This is a genomic window from Affinundibacterium amnicola (assembly GCF_014284275.1).
GTDB lineage: Bacteria > Pseudomonadota > Gammaproteobacteria > Burkholderiales > Burkholderiaceae_D > Undibacterium > Undibacterium amnicola.
Genome location: NZ_JACOFU010000003.1, coordinates 218,532 through 244,875, shown reverse-complemented (window position 1 = coordinate 244,875; position 26,344 = coordinate 218,532). Strand labels below are relative to the sequence as shown.

The following is a 26,344-nucleotide window of genomic DNA, read 5'->3' as shown; positions in this document are numbered from 1 at the left end:
GCTTCAGCATGCAAGTAAAAACACACTCAGGTTTATGGGGCGTACCCGTCCAACAATGGCGGCGCTTGACACAAGTCGGCTTCTTTTTGCTATTCGTCATTGCGCCGATATTTGACATCTTTCGGTTAGATCTCAATCTCAAGCACTTCATCATCTTCGGCATGGATTGGACTTTAGGTCTGAACGATTTTGTTGCTGGCAAAGATACCGCAGGACAAGCCGCCAAAGCCATTTTTCTGCACGCGATCTTGCCCTTAATTCTGGTCGCAGCAACGGTGATTTATGTCGCCTGGAAATGGGGGCGGATTTATTGTGGCTGGCTGTGCCCGCATTTTTCTATTGTCGAAACCATCAATCAAACTTTGCGCCGCGCCATCGGCAAGCAAAGTTTATGGGATAAAGAAGCTCTGCCAACCCGTAATCCTGATGGCAGCGAAACCAAACTCGATGCCATCTGGTGGTTCGGCGTGATCCCACTTGTCATCATTTGCGCGATCACTTGGGCGACCGTGTTGCTGACGTATCTACTACCACCAGCAGAAATCTACGGCAATATCTGGCACGGTACTTTAACGCGCAATCAAAGCATATTTCTGATCGCGGGCAGCATCGCTTTCTTTGTCGAATTTATGTTTGCGCGCCACCTGTTTTGCCGCTATGCCTGTGCCCTCGGTCTATTCCAAAGCTTGGCTTGGATGTCGAATGACAAGGCGATGGTGATCGGATTTCAGCGAGAACGCGCCAAAGACTGTTCGACCTGCTACTCGGCCTGCGATCACGTTTGCCCTATGCGTCTCAATCCGCGCAATGTGAAACGCATGATGTTCGCATGTGTGCAATGTGGTCAATGCACCGATGCCTGTACGCAAACACAAAGCGACAATCCGCAAGGCAATTTACTCGAATGGGTGAATCAAGCCTATGCAGAATCGGAAGCGGCATTAAACGGCAGCACGGCACGTGTTATTCAAATTAAGTTGGAAAAGAATAATTCAATACCGATCCATAATACGAAGAACAAAATTCAATCCTAGTCCACAGCAACGCGGACAATACATTGCATTTGTAGGGCGGATGCAACCCGCGCCGCCAAGCCGTCGAACAACCAAGTCCGACCTATGAGCCGCGCGGGTTGCACCCGCCCTACAAAAGGTGAAAGATCTTCAAATAAGAAAGTAGCAAAATGGAAGAATACATAGGCGGCCTATGGGATAGATTGATCACTCGAGTCGCATATCAAGGTTACCCAGAAGCCCGGGTGGAATTAGCGCAGATGAAAAACATTGCTGCGACCTTTTTCCGTGCACTTGGCGGTGATCCCGGCATCAATTTGCAATCGGGTTCTGCCAGCACGCACGGTGCCCGTCGTCGTTGGTTAGAACGGATTGCCGGTATCGGCGAAAAAACCGAATTGACCTGGGCAGATGAAACGACTTTGCACCTGCCTGCCTACATCGATTATTTCCCTGAAAGCGAACTCAATCGTGAATTGTATTTATGGCTGCTGGCCTTAGTCGCGCATGATGTCAATCCCGATGCTCCCTACTTACAACGCAATCAATCCGCAACCCTGGCACTACTAAACGCTTTCCCCTCTTTGCAAGAACGCTATGCCCGTTTGGTGCAAGCGACACTCGCACGTCGCCCTGATCCAACAACATTGAAAAAGCAAGAAGCGGAAAACGAATTACGCATTCGCCAAGCCTTGTTAGAACCAGGAAGTGTACCAAACGAATTAAAAAAGGTCGGGCGCAAAGAATTCAGCGTCGTTCCAGTCGCACTATGGTTACATCCGCGCGCCAACGCCAACAACAAAAGCAGCAAACCCGCCAGCAAGCTCACGCCGGAACAAGCGCAAGGCAGCGCAGCACAAAGCGACACCGAGCAACGCAAGCGCATGGCAGAGCGCACTGACATGCCCGACAATCCTAGCCCGTTCATGTTGCTATTCCGAGCCGAGAGTCTGTTTTCCTGGGCAGAATATGTGAAAGTGAATCGCCCCTTGGATGAAGACGACAATCCCGATGCGCAAAGAGCAGCGAATGATTTTGACGTTTTAAGCGTGGCAAATGATGGCAAAAGCACTGCCAGCCGCGTACGCTTCGATCTCGATTTACCTGCCGAAGCCGATGATGATCTATTACTCGCCGATGGCATCTTGTACCCAGAATGGCATTACAAAAAGCAGCAGCTCTTAGAAAACCATGCGTGCATACAAATGCTGTTAGCACGCGATGCCGTAGCACAAGTCCTACCCGTCCATCTACGTGCTACCGCCAAGCGATTACGTCAGCAATTTCAAAGTTTGACACCAGAGCGCCAACGCCTGCGTGGACAATTAAGTGGCGATGATATTGATATCGATGCTTGCGTACGCTTTAGTGCGGAACGGGCTGGTGCAAACAATCACGGACTAGCGGTTGCCAGCCCCGGCTTGTACCTGGACAATCGTCAGCAAAGCCGTGATCTGGCTTGTCTCTTACTCGCAGATTTATCCGTGTCCACCGACACCTGGGTGAATAATCAAGCACGCGTGATTGACGTGATACGTGATAGTTTGTATTTGCTGTGTGAAGCCTTGGCCGCCACCCGTGACCGTTTCGCCTTATACGGTTTTTCTTCGGTACGACGTGACAATGTACGCTTTCATATCCTCAAAGGCTTTGACGAACAATATAGCGATCAAATACGCGGGCGCTTGGCGGAAATTAAACCCGGTTTCTACACGCGCATGGGTGCCGCGATTCGGCACGCGTCGGCTATTTTGCAACAACAAAAAAATGCCCGTCGCTTACTCTTAATCCTCACCGATGGCAAACCCAACGACCTCGATCAGTATGAAGGTCGTTATGGCATCGAAGACACGCGCGTTGCTGTCCACGCAGCGCGACAATTAGGATTGATTCCCTTTTGCGTCACGATCGATGAAAAGGCCGAAGATTACTTGCCGCATTTATTCGGCGCAAAGGGCTATATCGTCGTCAAAGATGCGGCGGAACTACCGCAATTATTGCCGCGTTTGTATGCGCAACTGACACAGCAAAGCTAATGCAAATCATTTGACACCAGAGAAAGAATCGCTCTACAATCCGCGCCAGGGTGCGAAGGGGCGCCCTCCCGCACAAGACGCGTTCACCCTCAATCCTTCTTTTGATGTGATTTCACCATTTCGTTTGACGTCAGCGGGCCGTCAATAAACGAGACGGAGATTGATCATGTCATTTTCAATTTTATTTACAAGCTTATTTATACCTAGTCCCACATTAAGCGCCTTCCCATTCATGGGAGAACGTTCATGAATATCGTATTAAACGAACTCAAAATCAGGGCATCTTTTTTACACAAAAAACTGAATCTTGCCGATCCCGCTAGTTTGGCTTTAGTAGAGAAGTTAAGCCGTAAACGTCAATGGACCATTCCAGCTCAATGGCAACATAAGCATTGCTTGAACTTGGTCGCAGCACAAGTTGGTTTCCATGATTGGCAGCACGTCCATCACGTGTTTTCGGGCGCAGCTATACCTGATGATGATTTCGGTGATTTTTGGCATCAGGATATGGGTTTCACGAATCACTGGTTTGCCGATTATCAAGAGGCATGCGACTACCTTACCAAGCATCCCCAGAGTTTTTTATTACCCTATCGTCGTCAATATTTTGTTGTAGAACGAGAATATCTTGAGGTGCTACATTTGCAAGCAACTCATCCGGGCTGGCACCAATACGCACGTAATTTGTGTCTCAGTTATGGTAGCGAATTTTGGCTATCACTTGCCATACACCGTTTACGTCAACTAAATTAAAGCTCATCTTCTTGTACTGCCATGGCCGACTGGCCATGGCGCAATTTGAAAACTTGATGCTGACGACGGATGAAACAAGCGTAGTAAAGACATCCCACTCCATTCAGAAACTACTATCTCAATTCTTCAATGTGATACGTCGGCACGATAAATCCGCGTTGTTTTTTACCTCTCTTTTTTCTAAAAATTTCCACAAATCTCATCCCACGTTTGATCTATCGCAGACTTTCCTCGTTTCAAATTCTTTCTTGATGACGATCAATGATTTACGAAAAGCAGGGGCGTAGCCTGACATTGTCCGCACTGCACAAAAGTGCAACGAGCTCAGTGAAAAGAATGAATACGCAACATTGATACAGCAATAAATTTTCATCGAAATGCAATCGTAATTTCATTAAAAGAAGAGGACCTAAAATGAAGTCAATCACTTTACTCAAACACAGAATGCCTATGTTGCGTCCTTTGGTCGCAGCGATTGCGTGTTTGCCACTCACTTTCGGCTTCGCTTATGCGCAAGAGAAGAAAGATGAAAAAACCCATGCCGCTGCAGAATTGAAATATCAGGCAGGTGGATCGCCGTTAGCTAGCGAAGCCATGCACCAAAACATCAATCCCAAAGCACCGGCGATGACACAAGCCGAGTTTGAAGCTGGCAAACAAATCTATTTCCAACGCTGTGCTGGTTGCCACGGCGTATTGCGCAAAGGTGCGACAGGTAAGGCTTTAACACCAGACATTACTTTGGACAAAGGTACAGATTATCTAAAAATCTTTATCGCGTATGGCTCACCTGCCGGTATGCCTAACTGGGGTACTTCCGGTGATCTGACGGATAAAGAAGTCGATCTGATGGCACGCTATATTCAACAAGAACCACCAACTCCACCAGAGTTCGGTATGAAAGAAATGTTGGCGACCTGGAAGGACATCATCCCACCTGCTAAGCGCCCAACTAAGAAGATGAATAAGTACAACATCGCCAATATCTTCTCAACGACGTTGCGTGATTCTGGTGAAGTAGCGCTGATCGATGGCGATACCAAGAAGATCATCAACATCGTTAAAACTGGTTATGCCGTACATATTTCCCGCATCTCGGCATCTGGTCGTTATCTGTACGTGATCGGTCGCGATGCGCGTTTGAATTTGATCGACTTGTGGATGGAAAAACCAGATAACGTCGCTGAAATCAAAGTCGGTCTGGAGGCGCGTTCAGTTGAAACTTCCAAGTTCAAAGGTTATGAAGATAAGTTTGCGGTAGCAGGTTCTTATTGGCCGCCACAATATGTGATGATGGAAGGCGATTCATTGAAACCATTGAAAATCGTCTCTACACGTGGAATGGCAGTCGACAACGAATATCATCCAGAACCACGCGTCGCGTCGATTGTCGCATCACACTATCATCCTGAATTTGTGATCACCGCGAAAGAAACTGGCAAGATTATGATGGTCAATTATTCTGACTTGAACAATCTGAAAGTCACGACTTTGGATGCGGCGAAGTTCTTGCATGACGGTGGCTTTGATTCGACTGGTCGTTACTTCTTAGTCGCGGCGAATGCCTCGAATAAGATCGCGGTCGTTGATACCAAAGAAGACAAGATGGCAGCGATTGTTGATGTGGGCAAAACACCGCATCCAGGCCGTGGTGCTAACTTCGTCCATCCTAAGTTTGGACCAGTGTGGGCAACTAGCCATCTTGGTGACGAAAGCATCTCCATGATTGGTACCGATCCAATTAAACACAAGGGCCAAGCTTGGAAAGTAGTTGATACGATTAAAGGACAAGGTGGTGGTTCTTTGTTTATCAAAACCCATCCAAAATCCAAAAACCTGTGGGTTGATACGCCTTTGCACCCAGATACAAAAATCAGCCAGTCTGTCGCGGTATTTGATATCAATAATTTCGGCAAAGGCTTTGAAGTATTGCCGATTGGTGAGTGGTCCGGATTAGGCGAAGGTGCGAAACGTATCGTGCAACCTGAGTACAATCAAGCTGGTGATGAAGTCTGGTTCTCTGTCTGGAGCGCCAAAGACAAAGAATCCGCCATTGTGATCGTTGACGACAAAACTCGTAAATTGAAAAAAGTCATACGTGATCCAAAACTGATTACGCCAACGGGTAAGTTCAACGTCAACAATACTCAACACGATGTGTATTAAGGAGAAAACGATGAAACTCACTCTTTCAACTATGTTAGCGACATGTACATTGGCCTTAGCAAGCTTGCCTGCGATGGCCGATACGGGCGCTGACCTCACCAAGAAAAACAATTGTATGAGTTGTCATGGCGTCGATAAAAAAATCATCGGCCCTGCTTTTAAAGATGTAGCGAAAAAGTACAAAGGCAATGCCGATGCGGTTGCCCTGTTATCGAAAAAAGTCAAAGACGGTGGCAGCGGTGTCTGGGGCCCTATCCCTATGTCACCGAATAAAGCAGTCAGCGATGCCGATATCAAGGTGATGGTGGAATACGTATTGGCGCTGAATTAGCGACCGTAAAAACCCTAAATAAAAGCGTACAGATTAAAAGTCTGTACGCTTTTTTTATCGATAAAACAAAAAACCATCTTTGCCAATTTTTTTGATGATACTTCTGATGATATTTTTAACGCCGTTCATCATTGACTAAAAAGCGACTTCCAATATAAAATTGAACGACGTTCAAATATATACATCGTTCAAATACATGCATCATCTACATATTGATAAGCTCGATTTTCATGAATAAGCCAATTCAAACGACACGCCCTATCCCTGCACATGAGCCATCAGAAGATCGTCGGCAACGCAAATTGGAACAAAGCCTGGAAAGAATTACCGCTGTCGCGTGGGCACTATTTGAAGAACATGGCTACGAGAACGTCACAATGGAGACAATTAGCCTACAAGCCGATATCGCTAAAGCGACGCTCTACAAATACTTCCCAGTCAAAGAAGCATTACTAGAACATCGCTTCAAAAGCGAAATGCAGTCACGCAAGGAGCTGATCGTCACACAATTGATGCAACGCCACAGTTTACGTGAACGCCTCGCTTACTTATTTCACATCGAGGCAGAATATCTAGACGATAAACGAAGCTATCTTGCTCCTTTACTGCGTTATCGCATGCAGCATGCAAGCTGGATGCAATACACCTCCGGTCAACATCATCAAAACAAACAAAGCAATATGATGCAAGCGATGTGCTGGATCATTTCTGCAGCCCAACAGCAAGGTGAAATTACACATCAACATTCACCAGAACGTCTTGCCTCATATCTCTACGCCATGCGCTCTATGGATCTGATTGCGTGGCTGACAGACCCACAAGAATCATTAGGAAAACGCCACGAACAAATGCTAGAGATTTTTTTACATGGAGTAAGCATGACAGGAGTAAGCGCATGAATTTCTCGACATTGAATACAAGGGATTGTTTCGTCGATTGTCGCCAAGTTACACCTGACAACAGTATTGAACTTGGCGGAAAAGGCGCCCAACTAGCACTATTAAGTCGTTATGGTTTACCCGTCCCTGCTAGTTTTGTCATTCCGTCCACCATTTGCCGCGCGCTCATTCCTGAACAACTATGGGAGGCTGCCTGCACGCTCTGCACGCAATACAGCAGCGATACGGAAAGCGTCGGACAAGCATTGCAAATCTTGCGGCAACAAATGATGGACATACGCCTGCGGGCAGATTTTCGGGACACACTTCACAGCTTCTTGTCCACGCAAAACTGGCAACAACAGGCACTTGCAGTGCGCTCATCAGCGATTGGTGAAGACGGACAACAACATTCTTTTGCTGGCATTCATCACAGCGAACTCAATGTTATTGGTAGCGATGCTCTAGAAATAGCCATCTTGCAAGTCATCACTTCCTTATGGACGCCGCAAGCTTGCGCCTATCGAGAAAAAATTCAATACCCGCATATTGACGCAAATATGGCGGTGGTCATCATGCCCATGGTGCACAGCGTTGCCGCTGGCGTTATATTCACTTGCGATCCCCGTGATGGGCGCGAAGATCGGTTACTGATCAGCAGTGTGCACGGTTTAGCCAATGATTTAGTTGCAGGAAAAGTCAATGGTGAAGACATCCTTGTGCAACATGATTGGTCGTATCAAGACTGGCACATCGCTGGTAGACGCGCCGCCCACGCAACAACCATGGAGATGTTCGACTCCTCTCCAAAAAAAACTCAGTCTATTGACAAGACTGGTCAAGCACAAGTTCTGTCGGATGCGGCGGCGATTCAACTTGCGCAATTGGCGACAGATACCGCCAAGGCTTTTGATTACGGACAACCGTTTTTAGATATCGAATGGGTGTTCGACGGCCAAGAATTTTTTCTGGTGCAAGCAAGACCAGTCAGCGCCCGTGGCTTGCACACCTATCCTTCGCTCCAGCAGCAAGGCACAATGTGGACCAATGGAAATACCAAAGAAATCCTGCCATATGCGATCAAAATAAGTGAACGCGATCCTATGTTAGTGGCAGTCAATCATATGCTCACACTGGCACAGCAAATCGTTGGCATAAAGCCTACCGAAGGCATACAACGCGCCGCACTATTTAATGGACATGTCTATTTGAATGCTTCCATCATTCAATGGGAAATCTACCAACACTTTAATTTGCATCCTGACGAAGTCAATTTTATTTTCGGAGGACATCAGGCGACCATACAAATTCCGCAACGCCGCTGGTATGACTATGGAAAAATCGCTGCTAATTTTTTCAAAGCAATGACACGTTTCCCTCAGTATCGCCGTCGTGGTTTACAGGAAGCTAACCAGATCGCCGCACTCAGTCGTCAATGGCGACAACAAGATTTACGCCAAGTCGACACCACCGAATTATTAAGTGAACTTCGTGAACGCGCGCGCAACACTTACCTCAAACATCAAGGCCTGTGTCTGATGCAAGGGGCAAGTGGAACTTTGATGCAATTGCAAAAAATGCTGGATAAACTCTGCGGTCAGGAAGCGAAGTCAGTTGTCGCGGCTTTGATGAGTGAAGGTGAAATTAGCGTCAGCGCACAACAAGCTTATGATTTAATGCGACTAGCAAAGCTAGCCGCCGAAGACCCAGCTGCCTTATATTTTTTAGATAGTCACTCCACAAAAACTATCAATTTCAAAGACTGTACGTCTGCATTCAAAACCGCCTATACCGATTTTCTTGATCAATACGGACATCGTGGTAATTACGAGTCCTATATATCACGCCCCAGTTGGCGTGAACAAGCTGAGCCCCTACACCTAGCTATTTTAAATTTGACAGAAGTTGATACTCTAGCGCTGCAACAAAGACAGGCGCAACAAATCGCCTGGGCCTGGGAGGTGTTACGAAAACGCTGCGGTATCGCACAACGCAGCATCATCAAATTCATGCAGAAACAAGCCAAAATGGAATGCAATCAACGTGAATTTGCGCGTAGTCATTTCGGATTGATTTTGGAGCGCTCACGAGCCTTAATGCTAGAAATTGGACGTCGCCTACATCAGCAACAAACTATCCTCGACAGCACCGATATTTTTCATCTCGACTATAGCGAAATCGATGCCGCTTGCACTGGCAACCTATCTAACAATTTCTCTGGCAGTTTATCTGCACAAAGCTTGCGTCACCGCATCGCTGATCGCAAACTGCAAATCGCACAATGGGACGCAATGAGCATGTGCGATGTGGTGCTGCAAACGGCGCAAGGCATCTTCACGACGCCGCAAGCAGACAATTATCAAGCTGCCGCGCCACATGTCACTCCGACAGGTGCCACACAAGAATGGCAAGGGATCGCGGTCAGTATGGCGAGTTACCGCGGCAAAGCGTGTCTGATTGATTCTCCAGCAGACATCGCCAAATTGAAGCAAGGCGATGTCGCGGTTGCACTCAGCACCGATCCAAGTTGGTTACCAATTTTTTTAAAAGCTGGTGGCATGATCGTCGAAACTGGAGGCTATTTATCGCACAGCGCAATCGTTGCGCGCGAGTTGGGCATACCCACCATCGTCAATCTACCGGGCATTACTACGCAACTGCGGGATGGAGATGAAGTTTTTATTGATGGTCCAGCTGGCCGTTTATTGCGCTTATGTAGCACTTAAGCAGAACAAACCACAACGAATAACTCAGGAACAAACGTGCATCGCCTAACTTCTTTTCTCTTTTTGTTTATAAGCTGCGTTTGTCTATTCAATGCATCAACAAAAACGCGGGCACAAGATATCCATACTACTCAATTGCGATTTGAAACCGAGCGATATCAATTAAGCGAAGATCCGACAAAACATCAACTTAGTATTATCGACCGTTCCACACAACAATCTCTACGCACGCTCACTTTGCAAGATAAGCAGAGAAAACCATCTAGACTAAGCGCTGTCTTGCACCATGCAAGACGCCAAAGTTTTATTCTGGTTTTACCTGATATCGCTGAGCTATGGGAACTCAGCTATGACCCGAAAGCGGAGCCAGTGTATCAAGGATGGGTACATGACTATCAAATGGGCGAAGGCATCGCCGATACGCAACTATTTGCACCACGCAAAACTCTGCTGACGACCTCACTAGATTGCTTCATCCTCGATCCACAACGCCCTTACCTTGCTGGAGCTGATACACATGGAAAATTTCAAATCATCAATCTCGATATACGTCGCAAGATTATTGAAACCCAGTTTGATCATCCGGTGTTCCCCTGTGAGAGTGTCATTGAGGATATGGGATCCACTTCTATACTACATTTGAAAATGCAGCATTCAGCAACAACAGGAGCCGACCACCCCATCTTAATGATCAACATGAAAACAGGTCAGCAAGTCAAACGTTAGCTAGCATTCCTGTAAAATTTTTTGAGTGAGAACCCGCATTTTCAGTAGGGTGCGCCGCGCGCACCTCCGGCAATTTTACGACGCTAACAATCCCGCACGTACGGTGCGCATGGCACACCCTACGCTAAAACACCTTTACTTCAAAAAAATAGTTTAAAGCCCTACTACCAAAGAAGCATGATAGTAGCGCCCTGGCTGCGTATAAGCATCGACCACCAGTGAGTTCGCAGCCAAACCTTGCACATCAGTCCAGTTCCAATATTTCTTATTCGTCATATTATCAACGCCTAGATTGATGCGCCAATTTTTCTGCACACGCCATTGAACTTGCATATCCATTGTGGTGGCAGCAGGTACTAAGAACTGCCGTATTCTTGGAGGAACGGCAGGCTTGGGCAAATACGGACTACTCAATTCAGCTTCTTCTTTACCGGCCTGATGACGCGCATTCAATTGCCAATCCCAATGATCTGTGGTGTAACGCAAGCCTGCAAATAATTTTGCTGGATTAATCGAACTGAGTGGCGCGTGCGATACTTCATCTGTGCCTTTGGTCTGGCCATAGGCGAATGGTGAACTTAATTCACCACCTGCGATTTTCATCCATTGGACCTGCCCACGTATTTCAAAACCAGAAATTTTCGCTTTGTCGACATTCACAGTTTGAAAGATAGCGGGATCACCCGCAACACCGCGACCACCTAAAGGCTTTTTATCGTAAATTAAATCTTGATAACGTCCACTAAAAACCGCCAGATCGATATTCACATCTTGGAATAAAGCCCTCAGCCCCAACTCGATATGTTGACTCTTTTCAGGTTTCAAATTTGGATTTGCTAATAATACAGCTGGCACGGTACTGCTTTCAAATACACCGTTAATTTGCTGCGCGTTTGGCGCTCTGAATCCACCGGCAAAACTGGCATACGCATTCCAGTTTGGATTAAATTTATACAGCATCCCCAATTTGGGTACGACCGCAGAATCAGATAGTGAGGTCGCGGCGAGCTTGGATGGCGGGAAAAATCCAGACTGTGTTTTGACTTTAAGATCAAATCGATCGTATCGAATACCCGGCGTAATAATCCATTTCCCCAAAAAAATTTCATCTTGCAAATACACTGCATTACTTACATCACGCGTATCTGGGAAATATTTACGTGGCGTGAAATCTGCATTTCCTGGATCAACCCCGTCGAAAAAATTACTGACATCTATACGCGAATAATCGAAACCATAGCTCAGGCGTTGCGCCCAATTTCCTGGCATCTTAAATAATTTATCGGCCTGCAAACTAAATTGCCACGCTTTCTCTGCATACGATACTTTACGTACGCGATCTGCCAAAGTATTTCTATGCGTCACACCATCATCTTGTGCGCTACTGTCTTGATAACTGAGATGGCTTTGCAGATGATCTATCCAATCGTTCTTCAATTCATAACGACTGATCAAGCTAAGGTGATCGCGTTGGAAATCTTTATGTACACTTTCACCTTTAACAGCCGCTGCGGTTGTCATTGGTAACTTCGCGCGACTCGATAAAAGTTCAAAGTCCGAAGTTTTTCCTACGTGCTCTAAACTCAAGCTATGCTTTTGGCCTGCCTCAGGCTGATACTGCAATTTTGCCAGCACTGATTGTGATTGGTCATCCTGCGGATTTGGACGTGTACGATCAATATTTGGTGCATCGTTGACGCCCTTATTTTCCAGTCCTCTTGCTTTGCCAGTGTTAACACTCAACAGCCAACTCCATTGCGGATTCAAGCGCCCTGCTAAGCTCGCATTGAGATGACGGCTGTGATCATCTCCACTCCAAGCGGCGACCACTTTGCCACCAAATTCCTTGGGTGCGGCATTTTTCTCCTGTAAAAAATCTTGTGGCTCCAAACTCATAAAATTGACTAAACCTGCTAAGCCATCAGAGCCATAAAGAACAGAAGCTGGGCCACGTACGATCTCGACTTGACGTACCAGATTCATCGCAATTGAATCGCGGCCAAATGCATTGCTGCCATTGATATAACTACGCGGCAAGCGCATGCCATCGATCAACATCAACACGCGATTGCCATCTTGTCCGCGAATACTAAAGCCAGCATTTCCATCCCTTCCGGTGGCATTACCGACACCCGTCACCGTGAACCGAGCAGGCGCTCGCTTGACCTCAATATTCGACAAATTTTTTGCCAGATCGCGAATATCAACAATCCCCAAACGTTCCAATTCTTTTTGTTCAATGACGTCAATCGACAAGGGCAAGTTCTCAACAAATTGCTCATAGCGCGTGCCACTGATCACGACGATTTGCGGTGCCTTATCCACCAGAAGCACGCTGCCAGTCTGAGTCTGCGCATACAACGCAGTCGTTGCAAGGGAACAGATACAAGTCAGTCCGACGGCAATTGCCATCTTACGCAAGGGCTTACGCGTCAACGATTTTTTATGCAGACTTGCAGAGGTTTTCATACGAACTCCAGAAAGTGGATACAACTCCACAGTCTAGATATCGCTGCAACTAGGTCAATCAGCTACTTGATCAAACACCTAGTTATAAAGAACTAGTTTTGCGTGAAAAACAGATCCAGACAGCTACAAGCAACACAGAATTTGCGCTAGAACAAACCACGCAACAACATCGAAAACAAGTTTATCGTCATATTTCATTCGAAGCGACAACGACACAGGAGCGGTGTATAAAAAGAGTTACTGGCCTCGCCAACAATCAAGCTAGCACTTAGCAGTGGAAAAAGTGCAAATCTTGGTGCTTATCGCTTTAAAAACCAAAGCATTAGTCATTTGAGTACAAGCATAAATAAGCGTGTTATGAACTTGTTGGGTACAGCTATTTTATCCAGTCACTGAGCATTTTTTTATAGCTCTGTCCAATTGGAATAGTTTTGTTCGCTAGCAGCAAATTCGCTGCTTCAATGGCCTGCACCTTTGCCTTAGCGACGATAAAGGATTTGTGGATACGAATAAATTGATCGCTGGGAAGCTGCTTTTCAAATCCTGATAAGGTCTGTTGAGTGATTAATTTGCCCTCTTTAAAATGCAAAATGCTGTAATTACCGCAGGCTTCGATATACACGATATCGGCTAGAAAAACTTGATGCTGTTTCTTGTCACCTTTGACAAAGATGGATAGCAGCTCAATATTTTCCGGTTTTGCAGATGGTACTGATTGCTTGATTGCGCTAGCGAATGGCGTAGGTACTTTATTGATTGCCATCATAAACCGCGCCAGACTAAAAGGCTTGAGTAAGTAGTCGCATACGTCAAATTCATAACCCGTAATCGCGTACTCCTGATGGGCCGAGGTAACGATGACAGGTGGTGCCTGTTTTAAAGTACGCAAAAACTCAAAACCTTTGAGTTTGGGCATATTAATATCAAGGAAAATTAAATCGACGGTATGGCTGTTGAGATATTCCAGCGCGGCCAAGGCGTTGTAGCTATTATTGACTAACGCCAAGTTGGAAATTTCGGCACAATAATCCTCAATGATGCGGTGTGCGATGGGTTCGTCATCGACGATCATATAACGAATTGGCATACTCCTTAGTGCTCCTATATTTATTGATCTACCAGAGTTAGCGTCAACTTCGCGCTATAACATTGATCTGTTTGCGTGATCTGTAGCAAATGCCGATCCGGATAATGCAGCGCCAAGCGTTTGCGCAGATTCGCTAAACCAATACCGCCACCCTGTGTCAGACTGCTTGTTTCTTCTGGATCAAAATTATTGACGACGCTAAAAATCAATTGCGTATGGTCAGCGTAAAGATCAATTTTTACATAGGCATTATCGACCAACTTTTCTACGCCATGTTTATAGGCATTTTCCAGTAAATTGATGAACAACAATGGCGGCAACGGCACATTTTTCTGCACATCGACAATCCATATCACTTGCACTTCTTTCTGAAAGCGCAGCTGTTGTAATTCAATAAAATTCTTTAAATACGCCATTTCCTCTTGCACACTCACGCTATCCCGCTGCCCTTGGTAAATGGTATAGCGCATCATGTCGGACAAGCGCAATATCACGTCGGGTGTTTGGTCTGATTTCTCACGCGCGAGGCCATAAAGATTGTTCAATGTATTGAAGAAAAAGTGTGGGTTGATCTGGCTCTTCAGTAACATTAATTCAGTGTTAGTGCGTTCATTACGTAGCCGCTGATTTAATTTCCACAATTGGATTATCCAACTGAGCATCATATGAATGAATAAAATCCAAAAGACGATTCTCAACTGAAAATGCGGGCCATAGGGGTCGCTCTGATCCATGATGGTACTTAGTAGAAATAACAGCACTAAAAATACCGCATACAGCAGATAAGATTGACGCTGCTGATGTTCCATCAGATCAATCAGCTCACTGTCCAAGGGAATTTTATACGCCACATAACTAATCACATGAAACAACAGCACCGCAAAGGCAAGTACGGCAGCGCTATTGTAAAGCAGTCGATGTTGCGAGATATTTTCTAACGTCATCAGCAAACAGCTTGCGATTACCAAGGTCAGTGCTGTCTTTAGCAGAGGGATGTTGGTGGCTGTCTGGGTCGCTTGTGTCTTGCGTCGCTGCGTGATTTCCATCGCAAGCAACAGCGCAAATAGAAGGTAAGCAAAGACTATATACGCCAAGGAAACCGAGTAAATATCCAGCGCGGTACTGTTATAAAAGCTAATCAGCAAACTACACATGACGAACGCAATCAACACCACAATGACTGCGATTTGATGATGACGCTTGGCAAAAAAAGTTCGCAACACTAAGGCTCCCGTATTTTTTTCATTATGCTGAAGGTGGGAGATTACGCGTTTTAGCGCCAGTTTTCCATGCTGTCGCTGATATTCATGTTCAACGCTGCGAATTAGCGGACGAAATCCCGTAAACGAAGGGTGAACGCATACACACTAGATTTCTGATTGTTGGCCGTCGATCTCAGGTGCTTAGTCATATTAATTGGCGAATGTATTGCCTTGCTTAGTTCAGCGGTGAAAGATGCAGTCCTTTCATTTGCTCATCAAGGAACCAACATGGCGCACAATAATCATCTGCTCATTCAACAGGTCTGCAAATCGTATTCAGGGGATCGCCAAGCGCTGGACAATATTCATCTGGAGCTGGGCAACGGTATGTTTGGTTTGCTTGGTCCCAACGGCGCGGGTAAGTCGTCTTTGATGCGCAGCATTGCCACCTTGCAGTCAATTGACAGCGGTAAAATTTTATTTAATGGCAACGATATTAGCAAACAGCCGGAAAGTATCAGGCGCGTCTTAGGTTACTTGCCACAAGAGTTTGGCGTTTATCCAAAGGTGTCGGCAGAAAAGTTACTGCACTATTTGGCGGTACTGAAAGGCATCCGCGACCAACAACAGCGCACACGGCAGATTGACTACCTGCTCGCACGCACAAATTTAAGCCAATATCGCCATCAGGCAGTCGCCGAATTTTCTGGTGGCATGCGGCAGCGCTTTGGTATTGCGCAGGCTCTGTTAGCCGATCCGCAAATCCTGATCGTAGATGAGCCAACGGCTGGCCTCGATCCTCAGGAATGTCATAGCCTGCATCATTTGCTATGTGAAATTGCCCAGTCGATGATTATCATTTTCTCGACCCATATTGTTGAAGACATTCACAATTTGTGCAGCAATATGGCGGTGCTTGATCATGGCAAAGTACGCTTTTCCGGTGCGCCGAAAACACTCATCGAACGTCTGTCCAAGCAGTTGTGGCAAGCCGACATTTCACCAGAGCAGATCCCTGCATTTCAACAGCAGTTCCCGCTATTATCCAGCCGCTTTATTAGCGGCCGTTGCCAAGTGCGTGTCCTCGCAGCGCAAGCGCCTTCATCCGATTTTATCCAGGCTGCACCTGACTTGCAAGATGCTTATTTCTACCTGTTGCAACAGCATCAGCACGCAAGCTTGGATCTTCAGCAAACGCAAGTAGCATAAGGAAGCAACGACATGCAATCACTACTTGGATTTGAACTCTATTTTGCGGTGAAGCAGCGTATGCTCATCGTGTTATCGCTATTAGCGCTTGGCTACGGTTATCTCATCAATAGCCAGCAGATCGGCGAAGGGATGGAACAACTCGCGTTGAATTCTCCGTATCGCATTAGCTACTTTTTAATTCTGGTTTCGATATTGTTGACGTTTGTGGTGGCCTTGTTCGCCATTACCGTCTTACTAAAGGATCAGGAACATCGATTTGCCAGTGTCATTGAACCATTAAGCAATCGCCCGCTATTAGTCAGCCGTTGGATCACAATTGTGGTGTCATCCGTACTGATTTCTTTTTGTCTGATACTGGGGATGCTGGCGGCACTACTGTTGACTGATGCTGATCCGGCCAAAGTACAGCTGCTAAATTTGAGCGATTTTGCCTGGCCCTGGCTGGTGGTGGTTTTACCGAACATTTTGCTGGTAAGTGCCGTGCTTATTGCGGTCACCACGCGCTGGCGCGACGCCAAAATTAGCTATTGCTGTAGTCTACTACTGGTCGCTCTAGCTGGCACTGCACTGATCGTGATCAAGGCACCAATCAGCGGCGAGTCTTTATTGTCGACATCGGCATGGACACCTTTTTTTGCCATTGTAGATCCATTTGCAGCCAGTGCTTTTTTTGAGCAAACACAGTTTTGGCTACCGCAGCAAAAAAATCAACAATGGTTTCAACTCAGTGGACCTATGTTGCTCAACCGAATTTGGGTGAGCGCACTAAGCTTGCTGCTATTAGGCTATTTATGGCGCGAAGCAAAAGCATCACAACTGCCGCAAGCCCGGCTCCGAAACTTAGCTAAACATGCAGCCGCACCAACGGACAACGCCGTGGACTGGCAACATGCTATGCCAGCTGTGAGACTCACATCAGTACCACAAGAACTTTCTGCCACTCGCTACTGGCTAAGTACATTGAGCCGGCAAGTCGCTTTTTATACCAGTCAATTATTGGCGAACTGGCCCATCCGCATTTTGTTGTTGCTGTGGACGTGCATGTTGCTGATTGGTATCTTGATGGTGGCTGGCGTATTTAGTAGCCATGAATTTTCCGGAAAATACATCACTAGCGCGGGCCTGATCAGACAGGCTGGTGAGGCATTTGGACTGTTTGCCCAGGCACTACTCGTGTTCATTATTGCGGAAAGCATCTGGCAAGAACGCGAACTGAAGGTCGCAGAAATCATCCTCTCGACGCCACTGTATTCAACGACCAACTACCTCGCCAAATTGATCAGCAGCATGACCATTCCGCTGGTCATGCTGGTATTGATGCTTGGCGCCTGCATGATGTATCAGACGACCATCGCTGATTCAAGCATAGCATGGACGCTATATGGCGTAAGCAGCTACTATTTTCTGCTACCGACTCTTTACCATGCCGTACTGATATTTTTTATCCAAACGCTGATCGCACAAAAAACCTCCGCCAATAAGTATCTGGCGATGGCGATCAGTGCTGGCGTGTTGATCAGCTTGAGTCAGTTGCTGCAGACTGCGGGGAACGGCTCCGTTTTATGGCAACTGAATCAATTCCCCGATTTAAGCCGCGACTATTCGGCACTGGCTGGCTTTGCAGGTCACCTTGAACAATTCAATTTGTTGGCGATCTACTGGGGAGCATTGGCTTTAGCCATCGCGCTATTCACCCAGAGATGGTGGTTACGACAGGAGCGGTTAGCGCATAAGGCTATGCGGGCATTCAAAGCTGGCATCATTTTTTTTGGCGCATTTGCTTTGTTTGTTGTCTGGTTACAATCAAGCTTACCGCCACAGGTGCGGCTAAATTCAACCAACGCTCAGTTAGCAGCCAGAGCTGACTACGAAAAAAGTTATCGCGCTTTTGCGACCTTGCCACATCCTGAATTTAGCCAAACTACGGTCTCGCTCGATATCTACCCAGAACAAGGTCTGGTCAATATTCAATCGCGTAATCAGATCACCAATCACTTCAATCAGCCGATTACCAAGATCTTAGTCACCACAAAGCAGCCACTACAAAACATCAGTATTGAAACAGGACGCATAGTAGAGCAAAGATCAGAAAACCTCTGGCACACATATAGCATTGAGCTTAGTCAGCCAATGCAACTAGGCGCACAGCTAACACTCAATTACAGTTTGCAAATGCGTTCACAAGCATTTGCCATCAACCGCGGCATCGTGGAAAACGGCGTGTACTTTCATCAAGGCGAGTTCGAGCCTTTATTGGGCTATGCCGCGATGCTAGAGATCGACGATAGTTTTAGTCGTAAGGCATATGGATTAGCAGAAAAAACTTCAGTGACGCCAAGTTTGACTACCCAAAAGCGCGCATTTTCAGCAACCATCTCAACCACCAGTCCGCAAACGGCACTGACATCAGGGGAGTTAGTTCGACAATGGCAACAGGACGGCCGTTCTTACTATCAATATGAAATGCCACAAAATATTTACCCAGTTGTCGGCTATTTCAGTGCGCAATATCAAAGGCATCAAGTGACTGCAAACGGCATTTCAGTCACCCTTTACTTCCACCCTGAGCACCAACGCAATGCGACTGAAATCGCGAAAGCAGCCACATTTACCTTGAAAACAATGCAAAAGCAATTTGGTGATTATCCTTACGCTTCTCTCAGAATCATCGAAGTGCCTCACTACCATTCCTTTGGTGGCCGTGCTTCTGCTGGAATTGTCGCGCTCAATGAAACCCTGTTCTTGCAGGACTATCAGGATGGTGCCGCGATCAATAACGTCGCGCGCAATACCATCCATGAAGTTGCACACCAATGGTTTGGCGAAAAACTAACGCCGAAAATCACCCGTGGTGAAAAGGTGCTCACCGAGTCTATTGCAAAAGAGATTGAGGCGAGTGTACTGGGTCAGATGTATGGCGCAAGCATGCAAACGAGTCTAATGGCATTCAACTTACGCCGCTATCAAAGTGGTCGTGCATTTGCTCATCAAGACCAAGCCTCGCTGCTCAATCTGGAGCAACAAGAGTACATCGCTTATGGCAAAGGACCGATCATCTTGCACGCGCTGAAAAACCATCTTGGTGATGAAAAATATCATGCGGTGTTAAGAAATTTCATCGAACTGCATCAGCACGATATGCAGGCCACCTTGCCCGAGCTAGTTGCACGGTTCGCCGAACAAAGTCCATCGCCCGAATACGTGCATCGCTTGTTTGGCGACATCGGCTTAGAGTTTCATGAAATACCGCCAAGAAAATCTGAGAAATGAAGTTACTACCATTTTTTCTTAACGCTATAAAAACAAATCTTCAAGCATAGCTTTAAGGTGTTGATAGCAGCGCGCGTGATCGAAGTCTGGCTAGCGGAATGTATCTGCGCTCTTGTACAGGTGCACTTCTCGATCTGAACTTCGGCCGCTCGCAAGGTTTATGCATAAATCTCATTTATTCAAAACCCTATTAACAAATCACTTACATTAATAAATTATCGATAAACAATAAATAAACATTGCTTTTCATATTTTTACTTCATACAATACGCCCATCATGAAACCATTTGAGGAGCGATAGATGAATGTAGAACGCAACAAGCGGATTGCCGCATTTCGCAAAGTTAGTGGGTATTTGATTTGGATTTCTATGCCGATGTTAATTTTGACAGGACTCATGGGTGCGATCGCATTACTCATTTTTGCATGCCTTCCAACAGGGAATACCACGTTAATAGATGTTGTCATAAATATGACAGTGATCAATGACCCAATGGCGTGGTTATGGAAAGCAAAACTAGACCTAACCAGCAAAATAACCTGTATTGCGATCGCGGGAATTGGGCTATACATGTGTACTTACATTATTTTTTATTTCCATGGACTAATTGAGTGTTTTTACGAGGGAGACATATTCAACAAGGTCGCCGTAAATCATGCACGAAAAGCATACAAAATGAATCTGTATTTTGCTTATTTTTTTTATGGCTGCCAATTAATGGCGATCTGCACTACCTTTTATGCTACAAGTTCTAGCGTTGGTTTAGGGATAAATAGTCTTGTCACCAGTGTTCTTCTGTTCTCGATAGAGCTAGGTTTCCTAAGTTTAATGCTTTGGGCCTTAGAAATCGGCACCGACCTCAACGAAGAAGCCGAACTTACCATTTAAGGAAACAGCATGCCTATCATTGTGAACTTAGATGTGGTGTTAGCGCAGCGCAAGATGCGCCTCAACACCTTGGCAGAGTTAGTCGATATCACACCACAAAATTTGTCGGTACTCAAATCAGGACGTGCGAAGGCAATACGCTTTGATACCTTGGAAAAAATTTGTCACGTGCTGCAATGTCAGCCAGCTGACATTTTGGCCTTTGATGGAAAATTATCCGAAGCTCAAGAGGCGACTAAGGACAAAGAAAATACCGAGTAATTTTTTCAATTCCAAGCTAAACATTTCGACGTATTAGATAAAGGAAACTGACGATGAATTTACAAAAAACAGCTGGCATCGCAGCGCTATGTGAAGCCTTAATTTATGTCACCACATTTGCACTTTACGGCACAGTGCTGGCAATGCCAGGTGGTCTGAACGCAGCACAAAAACTCACTTTTTTAGCTGAGCATCAAAGCCTACTTTTCTTCAGTAATTTACTTGCTTATGTCATCTTTGGCGTACTGCTAGCAGTGTTGGTTCTAGCATTACATGAGCGACTTAAAAATGCTGCCGGCACGCTAACCCAATTAGCGTCAATCTTCGGCGTGCTGTGGATTGGCTTGGTCATTGCTAGTGGCATGCTGGCAAACATCGGTTTGAATGCTGTGCTCAAATTAAATCTCACTGAGCCAGAACAAACTCGCGCTCTATGGCTAAGCGTAACGACTGTCATCGAAGCTTTGGGTGGTGGCAATGAAATCGTTGGTGGCTTATGGGTATTGCTGATTAGCTGCGCGGGGCTCAAAGCGGAAATACTTCCGAAGGCACTTCACTATATCGGCATTGCTGTCGGCGTCGCTGGCATCGCGACATGCTACCCCGCTGCCGGACTCACAGAGATATTTGGCATCAGCCAAATCCTCTGGTTTGGATTTCTAGGTGTTGCACTGTTACGGCAACGCCAAGATTAAGCGATTAAAATTTCAAACAAACTACCACGTAAAAAAAGAAGACCTCTGCACAATTTTTTGCAGAGGTCTCGCTAAGTTCAAACGTAGAAATCAAGATTCAGCGTAAGGATTCGCCAACCCTAAACCAGCCAAAATCTCGATTTCCAAAGCTTCCATTTCTTCCGCTTCTTCATCAGTTTCGTGATCGTAGCCTTGTGCGTGTAAAACGCCATGCACAACTAAATGTTGGGCGTGTTCGAGTACGGATTTCTTTTGCTCTTTGGCTTCATTTTCGAGTACATCGGTACACAAAATAATGTCCGCTTGCGTCACTTCGGCATCACTGTCTTCAGTGTAGGCAAAGGTCAATACATTGGTTGCATAATCTTTACCACGATAATCACGATTGAGTTCTTGCCCCTCTTCCGCATCCACGATGCGCAGCGTTAATTCTGCGGGAAAGAACAAGGCAGCTTGTATGGTTTTGCGTAGTAAAGGGCGCGTCAAGACGTCTTTCAAACGTTCGTCAGCGTACTGCACGGATAGCGTTAATTTATGTTTTGGACTAGTGCTCATAATGATCTGAATTAATTACATTATCGACGTCGAGGCTTATTCATTGCGGTAGCATGCTTCAGGCTCACAATTTCAGCATCTTGCTGATCTTGATGTTGAGTCGCTTCTTCATAAGCATCCACGATACGACCGACTAAAGGATGGCGTACGACGTCCACGCTAGTAAATTGATTGAAGGCGATACCGCGTACACTACGTAGAACCTGACAAGCATCCACTAAACCACTTTTTTGATGCCGTTGTAAATCTATCTGAGTAACGTCGCCAGTAACCACCGCTTTACTACCAAAGCCTATACGCGTTAGAAACATCTTCATCTGTTCTGGCGTGGTGTTTTGCGCTTCATCCAAAATAATGAAGGAGTGATTCAAAGTACGGCCGCGCATGTAAGCCAAAGGTGCGATCTCAATCACCTGTTTTTCAAACATTTTCTGCGTACGATCAAAGCCTAGCAAGTCGTACAAAGCATCGTACAAAGGACGTAAGTAAGGATCAACTTTTTGCGCTAAATCACCAGGTAAGAAACCCAATCGCTCGCCCGCTTCAACTGCTGGGCGCGTCAACACTATGCGTTTAACTGCATCACGTTCCAAAGCATCAACCGCGCAAGCCACTGCCAGGTAAGTTTTACCCGTACCTGCTGGTCCTATACCAAAGCAAATGTCGTGCTCCAGTATCGATTTGATATAAGTATTTTGGTGCGGCGTACGGCCACGTAAATCGCTACGACGCGTTTTGAGAATGGGGCTTTCTATCGCTTCCTCAACTTCGACGGGTGCAATTTCTTTGAGTGTGTTTTTTGATGGCGTACCTGCCTTTGTAGTCGCTTTGGTGCTACGACGTTTTACCGGCTTGACTTCTTCTAATCCTGATTCAGATTCTTCATCCGGCGCAAAGCCTGTCTCTGCCGTTTTTTTCAAACTACTTGCGGCACGTTGTTCCACCAAGGCTAACTGTACTTCATCAATGGTGATGATTTTCTTCGCTTGCGCATAAAACTTTTCGAGTAACTCCAAGCCCTTTTCTGCATTGTGCCCACTCACAATAAATTTCTCACCACGGCGGAATATACTTAAATCCAAAGCCGCAGAAATTTGCCGCAGATTTTCATCTAAAGGGCCGCACAAATGCGCGAGCCGTAAATTATCTAGGGGCTGAGGAACAAAATACAAAACTGGAACCGGCGTCTTCGTTTTCAAAATGTTTTATTTTCTAAAATTAATTTAGGTGAAATTTAAACCCCCCTCAACACAGAAAAAATCTTAGTGTTGGCGGCGCGGGTTGCACCCGCCCTACATTGCCTTAATCGACCAACTCACCACGCAAAGAATAATTATAAGATTCCGTGACGCGCGTATTCACCAAGGTACCGATCAGCTCTTTACCACCCGCGAAATTCACTACGCGATTATTTTCGGTGCGACCTTGTAATTCATTCGGGTCTTTCACCGATGGGCCTTCCACTAAAATGCGTTGTATGGTTCCTATCATCGCGTTGCTATATTTCTTGGTATTCGCGTCAATCACCGCTTGCAAGAATTGTAGGCGCTTGAGTTTTAATGGCGCGGGTGTAGTGTCTTCCAAACTCGCCGCCGGTGTACCCGGACGGGCGCTGAAAATAAAACTGAAACTATTATCAAATTCTACGTCTTTAATTAGTTTCATCAACGCGTCAAAATCCTCATCGGTTTCACCTGGGAAGCCAACGATAAAGTCGGAAGAAATGTGCATATTCGGCCGCACCGCACGCAACTTACGCACGACCGATTTGTATTCCAATGACGTATAACCGCGCTTCATCGCCGCCAACACGCGATCAGATCCATGCTGCGCAGGCAAATACACATGATCGACTAATTTCGGAATTTTGGCGTAAGCATCGATCAAACGCTGATTAAATTCTTTAGGGTGACTCGTTACAAAGCGAATGCGTTCGATTTGCGGAAATTCCGCAATGTATTCCAGTAGCAAAGCGAAGTCAGCGATTTCGCCGTCATCCATCACGCCGCGATAGGCATTGACGTTTTGTCCCAGCAAACTGATTTCTTTAATGCCTTGTTCTGCCAAGCCTGCGACTTCAACTAAGACATCATTAAATGGGCGCGAAACTTCTTCGCCACGGGTATAAGGCACCACGCAATAACTGCAATACTTAGAGCAGCCTTCCATGATCGAGACAAAGGCTGTTGAGCCTTCTACTTTCGCTGGTGGCAAGTGATCGAATTTTTCAATTTCAGGAAAACTGATATCGACTTGCGAACGACCTGAATCACGGCGGTCTTTAATCAATTGCGGCAAGCGGTGCAAAGTTTGCGGTCCAAACACCACATCGACATAAGGAGCACGACGGATAATCGCTTCACCTTCTTGCGAGGCAACGCAACCGCCCACGCCTATCAACAAATCTGGCTTAGATTTTTTCAATTCACGCAGGCGTCCTAGATCAGAAAACACTTTCTCCGACGCCTTCTCACGCACACTACAGGTGTTGAGCAAGATCACATCGGCATCTTCCGGACTATCGGTTTTGATCATGCCGTCAGTTGCCGCCAACACGTCTTGCATTTTGTCCGAGTCATACTCGTTCATTTGGCAACCAAAGGTTTTGATGAATACTTTCTTCTGCATGGAACTAAGGTCTTCCTACTATTTTAATAAACACAATCAAACACAATTTTTTATTGACACGATCTCAAATTCGAGCCGGGCATCAAGCTGCATTGCAGTCAGTCTAATTTTTCTTGGGTAAAGGCTGACGCGCCTCTTCTGCGGTCAGCACCCAAATTCTTTGGATTTCTCCGAATTCATTTTCTACGTAATTAATCATGATATTACGTACATCAACGCTTGCTATCGTCAACGTCAAGTTATCTTCGCTATAGATCCGCAAAGCAGGTGTATGTAAGCGTAATTTCCCATCGATGACTAATTCTGCGAGTGGCGTAGTACTTAATTTTCCACGCTTTACATCGACCGGAAAATTGCGCTCCATCTGCATCGCATCAGCATTCAAGATCAAGCTAAAAAAAGCGAGCACGCCACCAATCAAAAACAAACCTAATGATTTACCATTTAACATGCTGACACTCCTTTGAATGTTTTCTATAATATTCTTAAAAATCAATTAGTTACAAAAGACATCATAGAGCAATAAGGGCGACAGTTTAACACAGACCGTTGTTTTCATCGCGGTTTAAGCTCAACAGCGATAGGCGCAGATTGGCAACTCGATGCTTTCGAGAAAAATCTGGGATAATGGCGAAAAATGTTTTTGGAAAACCAATGCTCACGCCGACCAGCACCGCACTCCCACCTGATTTTGATAGCCGTCATTTCCGCCATGCTCTATCGCAATTTGCGACCGGCATCACCGTGATTACGACCCGTCTCGACCAAGACAAATTTTTAGGTTTAACGGCGAGCTCATTTAATTCTGTTTCACTTGATCCGCCACTGGTCATTTGGAGCCTTGGCGACCGCGCGCAAAGTATGCCTATTTTTGCCAATAATTCACATTATGTAATTAATGTATTAGCCGCAGATCAACGCCATCTGGCGGAACAATTCGCCAGTCGTAGCGAAGATAGGTTCGCTGGTGTGGAGTACACATTATCACGTACTGGTTTGCCAATTTTAAAAGGTGCATCAGCTTGGTTCGAATGCTTTAACCGCAGTCGTTATCCAGAAGGCGACCATGTAATTTTTGTCGGCGAAGTTGAACAATGTGCATCCAAAAATCAAGCACCCTTAGTATTTCATCATGGTCAATTCTTGACCAGTAAAACGCTGTAACTGACGCTATGACGCAATTAGATATCATCGGCTATATAGCCGCCTTCCTGACCACGAGCGCCTTCATCCCACAAGCATGGCTAACCTGGCGACGCAAACGTGCCGAAGGCGTTTCACTGGGCATGTACTGCATTATGGTGACGGGAACTGTTGGCTGGCTAACCTATGGTTTGATGCTTGGCGCATGGCCAATTATTGTGGCGAATGTGATTTCGCTTTCGCTTTCCGCGTTTATTCTTGTGATGAAATTGGTCTATAAGTAAATTGAAAAAAGCAAAATTTG

The 26,344-nt window shown here is 45.9% G+C and carries 22 protein-coding genes; 15 read left to right on the top strand and 7 right to left on the bottom strand.

Translation table 11 applies throughout. From position 1 onward, the window contains the following. Positions 1 to 8 precede the first annotated feature (8 nt). From H8K33_RS09075 to H8K33_RS09040, 8 genes are all read left to right on the top strand, one after another. On the top strand, positions 9 to 1,034 hold the full coding sequence (locus tag H8K33_RS09075; RefSeq protein ID WP_186890699.1) for a 4Fe-4S binding protein: 1,026 nt from the start codon (positions 9 to 11) through the stop codon (positions 1,032 to 1,034). A 149-nt stretch (positions 1,035 to 1,183) separates the two neighbouring features. Further along, positions 1,184 to 3,049 (top strand): nitric oxide reductase activation protein NorD, encoded by a 1,866-nt coding sequence (locus H8K33_RS09070; RefSeq protein ID WP_186890698.1) that lies wholly within the window; start codon positions 1,184 to 1,186, stop codon positions 3,047 to 3,049. Positions 3,050 to 3,295: 246 nt separating this feature from the next. Further along, positions 3,296 to 3,802, top strand: coding sequence for a hypothetical protein (locus H8K33_RS09065; protein ID WP_186890697.1), 507 nt, complete (start codon positions 3,296 to 3,298; stop codon positions 3,800 to 3,802). Between the two features lie 444 nt (positions 3,803 to 4,246). Then, the gene (locus H8K33_RS09060; RefSeq protein ID WP_449364197.1) at positions 4,247 to 5,968 is read left to right on the top strand and encodes a cytochrome D1 domain-containing protein; all 1,722 of its coding nucleotides are present in this window, start codon (positions 4,247 to 4,249) and stop codon (positions 5,966 to 5,968) included. A 10-nt stretch (positions 5,969 to 5,978) separates the two neighbouring features. After that, positions 5,979 to 6,299 carry a c-type cytochrome gene (locus H8K33_RS09055; RefSeq protein WP_186890696.1) on the top strand — a complete coding sequence of 107 codons (321 nt, stop codon included), beginning with the start codon at positions 5,979 to 5,981 and terminating at the stop codon, positions 6,297 to 6,299. A 230-nt stretch (positions 6,300 to 6,529) separates the two neighbouring features. Further along, positions 6,530 to 7,198, top strand: coding sequence for a TetR/AcrR family transcriptional regulator (locus H8K33_RS09050; RefSeq protein WP_186890695.1), 669 nt, complete (start codon positions 6,530 to 6,532; stop codon positions 7,196 to 7,198). Beyond that, a complete protein-coding gene (locus H8K33_RS09045; RefSeq protein WP_186890694.1) occupies positions 7,195 to 9,903 on the top strand; it encodes a PEP/pyruvate-binding domain-containing protein in 2,709 nt (902 codons plus the stop codon). The genes H8K33_RS09050 and H8K33_RS09045 overlap by 4 nt, the downstream gene beginning before the upstream one ends. Before the next feature lie 36 nt (positions 9,904 to 9,939). Then, the gene (locus tag H8K33_RS09040; RefSeq protein WP_222613359.1) at positions 9,940 to 10,629 is read left to right on the top strand and encodes a hypothetical protein; all 690 of its coding nucleotides are present in this window, start codon (positions 9,940 to 9,942) and stop codon (positions 10,627 to 10,629) included. 153 nt (positions 10,630 to 10,782) lie between these two features. On the opposite strand, the gene H8K33_RS09035 is transcribed toward H8K33_RS09040, so the two are convergent. From H8K33_RS09035 to H8K33_RS09025, 3 genes are all read right to left on the bottom strand, one after another. Beyond that, positions 10,783 to 13,098: a TonB-dependent hemoglobin/transferrin/lactoferrin family receptor gene (locus tag H8K33_RS09035; protein ID WP_186890692.1), complete on the bottom strand. Its 2,316-nt coding sequence runs from the start codon at positions 13,096 to 13,098 to the stop codon at positions 10,783 to 10,785. Between the two features lie 376 nt (positions 13,099 to 13,474). Further along, a complete protein-coding gene (locus H8K33_RS09030; RefSeq protein WP_186890691.1) occupies positions 13,475 to 14,185 on the bottom strand; it encodes a LytR/AlgR family response regulator transcription factor in 711 nt (236 codons plus the stop codon). 20 nt (positions 14,186 to 14,205) lie between these two features. After that, on the bottom strand, positions 14,206 to 15,408 hold the full coding sequence (locus tag H8K33_RS09025; protein ID WP_186890690.1) for a histidine kinase: 1,203 nt from the start codon (positions 15,406 to 15,408) through the stop codon (positions 14,206 to 14,208). Positions 15,409 to 15,675: 267 nt separating this feature from the next. On the opposite strand from H8K33_RS09025, the gene H8K33_RS09020 reads away from it, so the two are divergent. The 5 genes from H8K33_RS09020 (at position 15,676) to H8K33_RS09000 (ending at position 21,714) form a co-directional block, all read left to right on the top strand. Further along, entirely contained in the window at positions 15,676 to 16,596 is a 921-nt protein-coding gene (locus H8K33_RS09020; RefSeq protein WP_186890689.1) for an ABC transporter ATP-binding protein, read from the top strand. A gap of 12 nt (positions 16,597 to 16,608) precedes the next feature. Further along, entirely contained in the window at positions 16,609 to 19,869 is a 3,261-nt protein-coding gene (locus H8K33_RS09015) for a M1 family aminopeptidase (protein ID WP_186890688.1), read from the top strand. Between the two features lie 301 nt (positions 19,870 to 20,170). Further along, a complete protein-coding gene (locus tag H8K33_RS09010) occupies positions 20,171 to 20,758 on the top strand; it encodes a hypothetical protein (protein WP_186890687.1) in 588 nt (195 codons plus the stop codon). Between the two features lie 9 nt (positions 20,759 to 20,767). After that, positions 20,768 to 21,019, top strand: coding sequence for a helix-turn-helix domain-containing protein (locus tag H8K33_RS09005; protein WP_186890686.1), 252 nt, complete (start codon positions 20,768 to 20,770; stop codon positions 21,017 to 21,019). A gap of 53 nt (positions 21,020 to 21,072) precedes the next feature. Continuing rightward, positions 21,073 to 21,714, top strand: a complete 642-nt coding sequence (locus tag H8K33_RS09000) for a DUF4386 family protein (protein ID WP_186890685.1) — start codon at positions 21,073 to 21,075, stop codon at positions 21,712 to 21,714. Positions 21,715 to 21,804: 90 nt separating this feature from the next. Here the strand turns inward: H8K33_RS09000 and ybeY are convergent, their stop codons facing one another. From ybeY to H8K33_RS08980, 4 genes are all read right to left on the bottom strand, one after another. Then, a complete protein-coding gene (ybeY, locus tag H8K33_RS08995) occupies positions 21,805 to 22,269 on the bottom strand; it encodes an rRNA maturation RNase YbeY (RefSeq protein ID WP_186890684.1) in 465 nt (154 codons plus the stop codon). Positions 22,270 to 22,289: 20 nt separating this feature from the next. Further along, the gene (locus H8K33_RS08990) at positions 22,290 to 23,468 is read right to left on the bottom strand and encodes a PhoH family protein (protein WP_186890683.1); all 1,179 of its coding nucleotides are present in this window, start codon (positions 23,466 to 23,468) and stop codon (positions 22,290 to 22,292) included. Between the two features lie 103 nt (positions 23,469 to 23,571). Beyond that, positions 23,572 to 24,897 (bottom strand): tRNA (N6-isopentenyl adenosine(37)-C2)-methylthiotransferase MiaB, encoded by a 1,326-nt coding sequence (gene miaB / locus H8K33_RS08985; RefSeq protein WP_186890682.1) that lies wholly within the window; start codon positions 24,895 to 24,897, stop codon positions 23,572 to 23,574. A 103-nt stretch (positions 24,898 to 25,000) separates the two neighbouring features. After that, positions 25,001 to 25,348, bottom strand: coding sequence for a hypothetical protein (locus H8K33_RS08980; RefSeq protein WP_186890681.1), 348 nt, complete (start codon positions 25,346 to 25,348; stop codon positions 25,001 to 25,003). 203 nt (positions 25,349 to 25,551) lie between these two features. Here H8K33_RS08980 and H8K33_RS08975 point away from each other — a divergent pair, with 203 nt between their 5' ends. Together H8K33_RS08975 and H8K33_RS08970 are read left to right on the top strand one after the other, a co-directional pair. Further along, complete coding sequence (locus H8K33_RS08975; RefSeq protein ID WP_186890985.1) at positions 25,552 to 26,061, top strand: flavin reductase family protein; 510 nt, start codon at positions 25,552 to 25,554, stop codon at positions 26,059 to 26,061. A gap of 8 nt (positions 26,062 to 26,069) precedes the next feature. Next, on the top strand, positions 26,070 to 26,324 hold the full coding sequence (locus H8K33_RS08970) for a SemiSWEET family sugar transporter (protein WP_186890680.1): 255 nt from the start codon (positions 26,070 to 26,072) through the stop codon (positions 26,322 to 26,324). Positions 26,325 to 26,344 lie beyond the last annotated feature (20 nt).